Annotated in this window: 8 protein-coding genes; 5 read left to right on the top strand and 3 right to left on the bottom strand. The window is 71.2% G+C overall.

Features of this window, described 5'->3' with window-relative positions; genetic code table 11:
- The first annotated feature begins 67 nt into the window (after window positions 1–67).
- The 3 genes from ACIDOF_RS31675 (at window position 68) to ACIDOF_RS31685 (ending at window position 3,574) form a co-directional block, all read left to right on the top strand.
- Window positions 68–1,084, top strand: a complete 1,017-nt coding sequence (locus tag ACIDOF_RS31675; RefSeq protein WP_409009614.1) for an acetamidase/formamidase family protein — start codon at window positions 68–70, stop codon at window positions 1,082–1,084.
- A 151-nt stretch (window positions 1,085–1,235) separates the two neighbouring features.
- Entirely contained in the window at window positions 1,236–1,868 is a 633-nt protein-coding gene (locus ACIDOF_RS31680) for an N-acetylmuramoyl-L-alanine amidase (protein WP_409009615.1), read from the top strand.
- A gap of 143 nt (window positions 1,869–2,011) precedes the next feature.
- Window positions 2,012–3,574: an FAD-dependent oxidoreductase gene (locus tag ACIDOF_RS31685; RefSeq protein ID WP_409009616.1), complete on the top strand. Its 1,563-nt coding sequence runs from the start codon at window positions 2,012–2,014 to the stop codon at window positions 3,572–3,574.
- Window positions 3,575–3,707: 133 nt separating this feature from the next.
- On the opposite strand, the gene ACIDOF_RS31690 is transcribed toward ACIDOF_RS31685, so the two are convergent.
- A complete protein-coding gene (locus ACIDOF_RS31690; RefSeq protein ID WP_409009617.1) occupies window positions 3,708–4,079 on the bottom strand; it encodes a DUF6479 family protein in 372 nt (123 codons plus the stop codon).
- Window positions 4,080–4,492: 413 nt separating this feature from the next.
- Here ACIDOF_RS31690 and ACIDOF_RS31695 point away from each other — a divergent pair, with 413 nt between their 5' ends.
- Both ACIDOF_RS31695 and ACIDOF_RS31700 read left to right on the top strand, forming a co-directional pair.
- Window positions 4,493–5,755, top strand: coding sequence for a GAF domain-containing protein (locus tag ACIDOF_RS31695; protein ID WP_409009618.1), 1,263 nt, complete (start codon window positions 4,493–4,495; stop codon window positions 5,753–5,755).
- A gap of 271 nt (window positions 5,756–6,026) precedes the next feature.
- A complete protein-coding gene (locus ACIDOF_RS31700) occupies window positions 6,027–7,550 on the top strand; it encodes an aldehyde dehydrogenase family protein (RefSeq protein ID WP_409009619.1) in 1,524 nt (507 codons plus the stop codon).
- 537 nt (window positions 7,551–8,087) lie between these two features.
- Here the strand turns inward: ACIDOF_RS31700 and ACIDOF_RS31705 are convergent.
- Both ACIDOF_RS31705 and ACIDOF_RS31710 read right to left on the bottom strand, forming a co-directional pair.
- The gene (locus tag ACIDOF_RS31705; protein WP_409009620.1) at window positions 8,088–8,549 is read right to left on the bottom strand and encodes a cyclic nucleotide-binding domain-containing protein; all 462 of its coding nucleotides are present in this window, start codon (window positions 8,547–8,549) and stop codon (window positions 8,088–8,090) included.
- Window positions 8,550–8,686: 137 nt separating this feature from the next.
- The gene (locus ACIDOF_RS31710) at window positions 8,687–9,391 is read right to left on the bottom strand and encodes a CBS domain-containing protein (protein WP_409009621.1); all 705 of its coding nucleotides are present in this window, start codon (window positions 9,389–9,391) and stop codon (window positions 8,687–8,689) included.
- Window positions 9,392–9,480 lie beyond the last annotated feature (89 nt).

Below are 9,480 nucleotides of genomic sequence, written 5' to 3' on the forward strand. Positions count from 1 at the left end.
GCCGTACGGTGGTTGAGAGTTCACCGGCACGGCCCCCATGACCACGACAGAGCGGAGACGTGCCGCGATGAGCGACCCGTTGATCCTGACCGTGCGGCCGGAACCCGGCGAGTACGCCTGGACGTTCGGCGGCGCGCCGCCCGTGGCCCGCATCAGACCCGGCACGGTCCTGGACCTGTACACGGAGGACTGCTTCGCAGGGCGCGTACGGTCCGAGAAGGACCTGGTGTCCGAGGTGTGCGAGTTCCCGTACCTCAATCCGCAGACCGGGCCGTTCCACGTCGAGGGCGCCGAGCCGGGCGACACCCTGGCCGTGCACTTCGTGTCGGTGGAGCCGGCGCGGGACTGGGCGGCGTCCACGACGGTGCCGCTTTTCGGCGCTCTGACCGGCACGCACACCACGGCCGGGCTGCAGCCTCCGCTTCCGGAGCAGGTGTGGATCTGGCAGTTCGACCGGGAGCGGCGTACGGCCCGATTCACGGCGCGGGACAGCGAGTTCACCGTGGACCTGCCGCTCGACCCGATGCACGGCACCGTCGGGGTGGCGCCCGCGAACCTGGAGGTGCGGTCGGCGCTCGTTCCGGACGCGCACGGCGGCAACATGGACACGCCGGAGATGCGCGCCGGGGTGACCTGCTACCTGGGCGTGAACGTGGAGGGCGCGCTGTTCAGCCTGGGCGACGGACACGCGCGGCAGGGCGAGGGCGAGACGTGCGGAGTCGCCGTCGAGTGCGCGATGCACACGGTCGTGATCGTCGACCTCCTGAAGGGCCTGGCGACGCCCTGGCCACGCATCGAGTCCGACACGCATCTCATCTCGACCGGCTCCGCGCGCCCCCTGGAGGACGCGTTCCGGATCGCCCAACTCGACCTGGTGCACTGGCTGGTTCGGGACTACGGGTTCAGCGACATGGACGCGTACCAGTTCCTCACCCAGGCCGTGGAGTCGCCGCTCGCCAACGTCTGCGACACGAACTACACGAGCGTGGCGAAGGTCCGCAAGGAGTGGCTGCCCGACCGGGAGACCCACCGCTCCGCCCACGCCGCACTCCGCCGCGCGGCAGCCGCCCTCGGCACTCTCTGACCCCTCAGCCCACAGGCCGCAACCTCAGCCCTAGCCCAGCAGCCCCGCAGCCCGTACACCACCCCACCGACCCGTCCCCGACTCCCGTACCGCGCAACCCGAGGAGCACATCCCGCACCTGAAATCCCCCACAGGAAAGGCAGGTTCAGCCATGGACCGCGCACGCAGGAACCCCACCGGCGGCCCGACCAGGCGCCGTCTGCTGCAGGGCGCCGCCCTCGCCGCCGTCCCCATCGCACTCCTCGCCACTCCCCCGGCAGACGCCCTGCCGAAGCTGCCCCGGCTGCCGAAGCGGCCCGCCGACTATCCGGACGCCGAGTGGGTGCCGGCCAGCAGTTCCAACTACACGGCGGCGAACCGTCCCCTCACGTACCCGGTCGACTTCGTCGTCGTGCACGTCACGCAGGAGACGTACGCCGACACCCTGGCGATCTTCCAGAACCCGGACGCGCAGGTGTCCGCGCACTATGTGGTGCGTTCCGCGGACGGGCACGTGGCGCAGTGCGTGCGGGACAGGAATGTCGGCTGGCACGCGGGGAACTGGGACTACAACACGCGCAGCATCGGCATCGAGCACGAGGGCTGGGTGGACCAGCCGGAGTGGTTCACGGAGGCGATGTACACGTCGTCGGCGGAGCTCACGGCGTATCTGTGCGCGACATACGGCATTCCGAGGACCCGGGAGCGGATCATCGGCCACAACGAAGTGCCGGGCGCGGACCACACCGACCCGGGGCCGCTGTGGGACTGGGACCACTACATGGACCTGGTCAACTCCCTGTAGCCGATGGGAGGCCGCGTACGGTGAGTGAGCGCTCACCACCGTACGTGACGGACCGATGTGCTCCGGGTGTGCGGACGTGCCACGATGAGGAGGCGAGGCACACCCGCAGGGGACACCTGCGAGGCACACCCGCAGGGGACGACATGGCTACGCAGCAGCGACCGACCGTGGACGCGTCCTACTGGATGGTCACCGCGTCCGGACCGCACCACCCGCCGCCCGGCGCCGACCTGGAGGCGGACGTCGCGGTGATCGGCGGCGGCATCGCGGGCCTGTGCACCGCCTGGGACCTGGTGAGCGCGGGCCTCGACGTGGTCGTCCTGGAGGCGGACCGGATCGCGGCGGGAGTGAGCGGCCACACCACGGCCAAGATGACGTCGGCGCACGGCCTCAAGTACGCGCGGCTGGAAGCGGAGCACGGCGCCGAGGAGGCGCGGCTCTACGCGCTGTCGCAGCAGGAGGCCGTCGAGCGGACCGTGACGCTCTGCGCGGAGCTCGGCATCGACGCGGACCTGGAGCGCGCTCCGGCCGTCACATATCTGCGCGACCCGGACCGGCTCGTCGAGCTGAAGCAGGAGGCGGCCGCGGCGCGCAGGGCCGGGCTCGACGCGTCGTTCGTGACGGAGACGGAGCTGCCCTTCGACGTCGCGGGCGCCGTGCGCGTGGACGGCCAACTCCAGTTCCACCCGCGGAAGTTCCTGCTCGGCCTGGCGGAGCGGATCGTCGCGGCGGGCGGGCGGGTGCACGAGCAGGCGCGCGTCACCGCCCTGCACGACGGCACGCACTGCCGGCTCACCACCGAGGACGGCGTGACGGTGCACGCGCGGGACGCGGTGATCGCCACGCACTACCCCGTGTTCGACCGCACGCTCCTGCTCACGCTGCTGCGTCCCCGGCGCGAACTGGTCCTCGCCGCGCCTGTGCCGACGGATGCGGCGCCCGTCGGCATGTTCATCACCCCGGAGGACCGCACGCGTTCGCTGCGCAGCGCCCCGTACGACGCCGAGCGGCGGCTGCTCGTCGTGACGGGCGAGGCGTTCGAGCCGGGCGACGGGGACGTACGGGAGCGTTTCGAGCGGCTCGACGGGTGGGCGCGCACACATCTGCCGGGGTTCGCGGAGGCGGACAGCGTGTACCGGTGGGCGGCGCAGGACAACGACTCCGCGGACGGGCTGCCGTATGTGGGCCACGCACATCCCGGGAGCCAGCACCTGTATGTGGCCACCGGGTTCGGCGGCTGGGGGATGAGCAACGGCGTGATGGCGGGGCGGCTGCTCGCGGCGCACATCGCGGGCGGGCCGCGGCCGGCGTGGACCGAGCTGTACGACCCGCGGCGGCTGCCGCCGGTCCGGGACGCCGGGCACGCGGTGGCGCAACAGGCGTCGGTGGCGGGCCACTTCATCGGGGACCGGCTGCACACCGGCGAGCCGGACTCCCTCGCGGACGTTCCGCGCGAGGGCGGCGCGGTCGTACGTCTGGGCGGCAAGCCGTGCGCCGTGCACCGGGACGACGCCGGGAAGCTCACGGCGCTGTCCGCGCGGTGCACGCACCTCGGTTGCCTGGTGCACTACAACGACGCCGAGCAGACGTGGGAGTGCCCCTGCCACGGTTCGCGGTTCGGGACGGACGGGTCCGTGCTGCAGGGCCCGGCGACGCAGCCGCTGAAGCAGCGCGAAATCCCCGACCTGGCGGATCCTGCCGAGTGACCGGCAAGTCCGGGAGTCCTGCCGAGTCCTGCCGAGTGATCGGCAAGTGCGGGAGGCGGTCGGGGATTTCGCGTGCCCCGGGCCCATTCGGGGCTGAACGGCGAGGCTGAACGGTTCGCTCAGTACGGTTCACTCAATGGTGGCCGATCCCGCCGCTGCCGAACGATCCGCTGGAACCCGGATTCCAGCGAGGCGGATCCTGGTTCTTGCTCCTTCGCGTGCCGGAGGTGTGCAGGGCGTACGGCATGAGCCGCTCGCTCTCCTGCTTCGCGCGGGGGACCTCGTCGGCCTCGCGCATTTCCTTCTCCTCCCGGACGGGGCCGGATTCGGGCAGTTTCGGCTGCTCCTCCGGCCGCGGCCGGCGCGGCTCCCGGTCTCTGATCCTGTTGCCCAGCCAGAAGGCCCCGAGCAGGCCACCGACGACGAGCATGCCGCCGATGAAAGCTGCGATCCGCCCGAAAGCGCCATCGGAAGCGGCCAGGTCGAACAGTTCACTCGTTGCCATGATCATGTTGGTGGGGCGACCCACGGGGTGCCCTCGCACCTCCCACAACAGACGGGGTGATCCACGAACTCGCGCTCCCCGCAGGCTCTTCGAGTCTCGCCGAGCCTCACCGGGGATTGCTCACCAGGCGTTCTGGGGCATTCTTGAACACTCTTCGCACGTTTATTTTACTCCTGCCGGACATATCGGCAGGGGCGCCCACCAGCCCGGGCAAGAGCTCTCCGGCCCGCCCCCGTGAACCCCGTGTGACGACATCATCACCGTCCGGACACGTCTTCTGTCGTCACGGCTGTTGTCGGTGCGGGCGCGGAGGGTGACGATGGCTGCATGCGCGGGGGCATCGGAGCCGGATGCGCACGGCCGCACTCCCCGCCGGGAGGATCGGCCCGTACGGCCCTTTCAGGGAGGCACAGTTGACCGATCCGTGGGTGGCACTCCAGCCGGACACCGACCGCGCCGAGCGGGTGCGGATGCTGCGCCGCGCCCACTCGGCGTTCACGTCGGCGGGGACGGTGGCCCGCCCGGTCCGGTCCGTGGTCGCCGACTCGTGGCGCCGCTCGGCGAGGGCGCGGGTCAGCCCCGAGGGCACGGCGCGGGTGGAGCTGGTCGACGGCGACCTGGGGGCGTACCGCGCGCAGCATCCGCTGGCCCGGGTGATGCCGCTGTTCCGGGAGCTGACCGGCACGTTCGCGATGGACGGGGAGCATCTGCTCGCGGTGTGCGACGCGCACGGCCGGCTCCTGTGGGTGGAGGGGCACGCGGCGACGCGGGCGCGCGCCGGGCGGATGAACTTCGTGCCGGGCGCGCGCTGGGCAGAGTCCGCCATGGGCACGAACGCGCCGGGCACCGCCGTGACGGTGGACCGCCCGGTGCAGGTGTTCGCGGCCGAGCACTTCAGCAGGCCGGTGCAGCCGTGGACGTGCGCGGCGGCGCCGGTGCACGACCCGCACACGGGGCGGTTGCTCGGCGCCGTCGACATCACGGGCGGCGACCGGCTCGCGGAGCCGATGAGCCTGGCGTTCGTGCAGGCGGTCGCGCGGGCCGCGGAGTCCCAACTCGCCCTGGACCGGCGCCCGTCCAGCCGCGAGACGGTCGAGCTGTACGCGCTCGGCCGGGACGAGGCGCTGCTCGTCGCGCACGGCCGGAAGACCCGCCTCAGCCGCAGACACAGCGAGCTGGCGGTGCTCCTGGCCCGCCACCCGGAGGGCCTGACCGGCGACCAGCTGCTGCTCGGCCTGTACGAGGACGAGTCGATGTCGCCGGTGACGCTGCGGGCCGAACTGTCGCGGCTGCGCGGCCTGCTCGGCGCGGAGCTGCTGGCGTCCCGCCCGTACCGCTTCACCGTGCCGGTCGACGCGGACTTCCTGCTCGCGGAGCGGCGGCTGGCGGCGGGGTCGGTGTCGGGGGCGCTGAGTGCGTACAACGGACCGCTGCTGCCGCTGTCGCAGGCGCCGGAGGTGGCGCGGCTCCGGCACCTCCTGGAGCGGGCGCTGCGGGACGCGCTGATCGAGCGGGCCGATCCGCAGCTGCTCGCGGACTGGGCGTACAGCCCCTGGGGCGGTGACGATCTCGACGTGTGGCAGGCCCTGGTCGCGGCGACCCGGCCCGGCACCCCGGAGCATGCGGCGGCACGGTCGCGGCAGCGTGAACTGGACGCGGAACAGGCGGGGTTGTAGTCGTCGCCCGCGGGCATCAGGTGGCGACGCCCGTAGGCATCAGGTGGCGACGCCCGTAGGCATCAGGTGGCGACGCCCGTAGGCATCAGGTGGCGACGCCCGTAGGCATCAGGTGGCGACGCCCGTAGGCATCAGGTGGCGACGCCCGTGGGCATCAGGTGGCGACGCCCGTGGGCATCAGGGGCAACGTGGTTGCAACCTCCCCGTTCCTACTCTCCCCGGCAGAGCGCCGCCCGACGGTGGGCGGCCGTTCCCGGGGAGGCCCGCAGAGATGACCCGTTACGCCGCGCCCGGCACCGAGGGCGCCCTCGTGTCCTACAAGTCGCGCTACGACCACTTCATCGGCGGCGAGTACGTGCCGCCCGCGCGTGGCCAGTACTTCGAGAACCCCAGCCCCGTCAACGGCAAACCGTTCACGGAGATCGCGCGGGGCACCGCCGAGGACGTGGAGCGCGCCCTCGACGCGGCGCACGCCGCGGCGCCCGCGTGGGGGCGCACGTCGACGACCGAGCGCGCCCAGATCCTCAACAAGATCGCCGACCGGATGGAGGCCAACCTCGAACTCCTCGCGGTCGCCGAGTCCTGGGAGAACGGCAAGCCGGTACGGGAGACGCTGGCCGCCGACATTCCCCTCGCGATCGACCACTTCCGCTACTTCGCGGGTGTGGTGCGCGCACAGGAGGGCACGCTCAGCGAGATCGACGACGACACGGTCGCGTACCACTTCCACGAGCCGCTCGGTGTGGTCGCGCAGATCATTCCGTGGAACTTCCCGATCCTGATGGCCACATGGAAGCTGGCGCCGGCGCTCGCAGCGGGCAACGCGGTGGTCCTGAAGCCGGCCGAGCAGACCCCGGCGTCGGTGCACGTGTGGCTGGAGCTCGTGGCCGACCTGCTGCCGGCGGGCGTGGTGAACATCGTCAACGGATTCGGCGCGGAGGCGGGCAAGCCGCTGGCGTCGAGCCCGCGGGTGGCGAAGGTGGCGTTCACCGGTGAGACGACGACGGGGCGGCTGATCATGCAGTACGCCTCGGAGAACATCAAGCCGGTCACCCTTGAGCTGGGCGGCAAGTCGCCGAACATCTTCTTCGACGACGTGTGGGCGCAGGACGACGCGTTCCGCGACAAGGCGCTGGAGGGCTTCACGATGTTCGCCCTCAACCAGGGCGAGGTGTGCACGTGCCCATCGCGGGCCCTGATCCAGAACGGCCACTACCGCGAGTTCCTCGACGCGGCCGTCGCCCGCACCGAGCTGATCGTGCCGGGCAACCCGCTCGACACGGACACGATGATCGGCGCGCAGGCCTCCAACGACCAGCTGGAGAAGATCCTTTCGTACCTCGACATCGGCCGGCAGGAGGGCGCGAAGGTCCTCACGGGCGGCGAGCGCATCGAGCACGGCGGGGAGCTGGCGGGCGGCTACTACGTCCAGCCGACGATCTTCGAGGGCGACAACCGGATGCGGGTCTTCCAGGAGGAGATCTTCGGCCCGGTCGTCGCGGTGACGTCCTTCGACGACTACGACGACGCGATCAAGATCGCCAACGACACGCTGTACGGCCTGGGCGCGGGCGTCTGGACCCGCGACGTCAACACGGCCTACCGCGCGGGCCGTTCGATCCAGGCGGGCCGGGTGTGGGTGAACAACTACCACGCGTACCCGGCCCACGCCGCCTTCGGCGGCTACAAGCAGTCGGGCATCGGCCGCGAGAACCATCGGATGATGCTGGACCACTATCAGCAGACGAAGAACATGCTGGTGTCGTACTCGCCGGACAAGCTCGGGTTCTTCTAGAGCTTGAAGTCGGGCGCCTGAAGGGGTTGTCGCTCCGGTCAGGCGCCCGCCACGTGGTAATCGCGGCGGTCGTGTGCATCGGGTCCACCTCCTTCCAGGTGGACCCGGACGTTCCGACCCCGTCACGCCTGGTCGCCGTGGTTCGGGCGCCTGACCGGGACAACGGCCGCTTCAGGCACCCGAGTTCAGACTCCAGAAATGCTCTAGCCTGTCCGGCGAGCGTGACACCACCATGGTCTCCCCCCCCGACATGGACTTGGCCACGTAGCACCGGGTGGGCAGAAAACGGGGAACTGAGTCGCCGCCCCCCTCAAAGGCTCCGGGGAGTCACATCGGTGGCAGTTCCGCTTCCCCACCGGACGTGTCGGCGCTGACAGACAGCAGGCGATCACACCGTCGCAACTCGCCGGGAACCGGCCCCTGCGGCCTTTCCACGTCCTGCGGCAGGGCACCGGGCCGGTCGTCCTGCATGCGGTGAGGATGCCTAGTGCTTCCATGGGACCGGCCAAGGGCGAGCACCGGGCTGCAGAAGGACGGCTAGACCACGCTTCCGCTGCCGTGCGGGGCGTAAAGGTCGAGCAGGCGGACGCGGGTCGCCTGCAGCCTGTGGGCGATGACTTGGCCCACCCAGTGCGAGACGGCGCAGCCGAAGGCCAGGTCGGTGTCCATGAGCATGCGGACGTTCCGCGCGTCGAACTCGTACGTCCGTACCGGCGTGGTGGCCGTCGCATCGAGGTGCCAGCGGTACGGCGGGTAGAGCCAGGACCAGCCGACCAGGTCGCCCGGGCCCAGGTTCTCGATGACCGCCGGGCGTCGGCCGGGGACGCGGATCTCCAGGGAGACGGCGCCGGACCGGACGATCCAGAACTTGTCCGCGCTTCCTCCTTCGCTGAACAGCCGGGTGCCCTCCGGGTAGTTGACCTCCTGGGCGTGTTCGAGGAGCCGTTTGCGGCAGGTCACGGGGAGGGTGCTGATCGAGGTCGGTATGGGTGAGCGCATGGGTGTCTCCGTTCCTCTTCCGTCCTCAGCGTTGACCGGCGCCGGCCCCGTGGGCATGGGCCGACCGGTCCCTGTGCGCGGGCCGAGCGGCTCATCGGAGCAGGCCGCGCCCCGTGCGACGAGGGCGTCGTCCGCCGTCACTCACCGGTCTGCGTCTCGTCCCGGATCAGCGCGTTCAGGAGTGCGTTCCTGTGCACCACGCCCACGAGCCGTCCGGAGTGGTCGGTCACCGGCAGGCGCTTGAGCCGGGACAGGGCGACCAGCCAAGCCGCTTCGGCGACCGTCTGACGCGGGTACACGGTGATCGCGGGCGAGGTCATCAGCGTCTCCGCGGTCTCGCCGCGGGCCTTGTCGTGGAGCCGCCGTTCCCGCAGCCGCGCGAGAACGCCGGGGTGGTGCCCGGACGCCTCGACGGCCGCCTTGGCGAGGAGGTCGGATTCCGACACCACGCCGAGCACGTGGTCCTCGGCATCCACCACCGGCAGACTGCCGACGTCTTCCCTGGTGAGCATCCTCGCGACCTCCAGGAAGGGCGTGTCCTCGCGCACGGATGCCGCCGGCACGTCCATGACCTCTCGGACCAGCGGAGGCTCCGTATGCGTGTCAGTGCTGTTGCCGGCCTGGGTGGTCCGCGCGGGGGTCTTCTCCGGTGTTTCGGCTTTCTCCGCGTTCTGGACGGCGGCGGACAGTCGTACGGCTGCGTGCTTCGCGGACACGGAGGCCACCGCCCCGATGTAGCGCGTCAGCAGGTCCTCACGCCTCTCCTCGTCCGGCCTCGGCGTGCGACCGGGCGCGGCGCGGCGGGCTTCCGCACCCGCCGAGAACCTCTCGAAATCATTCATGGCCGACTCCTCAACTCTCCTCGGCCCAGAGGGCGTTGTGATCGATCCCCGCCGCCCGGGCTGTCTCCGTCGGCCGGTGGAGTGGGAAC

Origin of the sequence: Streptomyces sp. Da 82-17 (genome assembly GCF_046098215.1) — a bacterium.
Taxonomy (GTDB): Bacteria; Actinomycetota; Actinomycetes; order Streptomycetales; family Streptomycetaceae; genus Streptomyces.

Bases quoted from the DNA above. Each gene is read 5' to 3' on its own strand.
- ACIDOF_RS31680 (WP_409009615.1), top strand. From the start codon at position 1,236: ATGGACCGCGCACGCAGGAACCCCACCGGCGGCCCGACCAGGCGCCGT.
- ACIDOF_RS31690 (WP_409009617.1), bottom strand. From the start codon at position 4,079: ATGGCAACGAGTGAACTGTTCGACCTGGCCGCTTCCGATGGCGCTTTC.
- ACIDOF_RS31710 (WP_409009621.1), bottom strand. From the start codon at position 9,391: ATGAATGATTTCGAGAGGTTCTCGGCGGGTGCGGAAGCCCGCCGCGCC.
- ACIDOF_RS31705 (WP_409009620.1), bottom strand. From the start codon at position 8,549: ATGCGCTCACCCATACCGACCTCGATCAGCACCCTCCCCGTGACCTGC.
- ACIDOF_RS31700 (WP_409009619.1), top strand. From the start codon at position 6,027: ATGACCCGTTACGCCGCGCCCGGCACCGAGGGCGCCCTCGTGTCCTAC.
- ACIDOF_RS31685 (WP_409009616.1), top strand. From the start codon at position 2,012: ATGGCTACGCAGCAGCGACCGACCGTGGACGCGTCCTACTGGATGGTC.
- ACIDOF_RS31675 (WP_409009614.1), top strand. From the start codon at position 68: ATGAGCGACCCGTTGATCCTGACCGTGCGGCCGGAACCCGGCGAGTAC.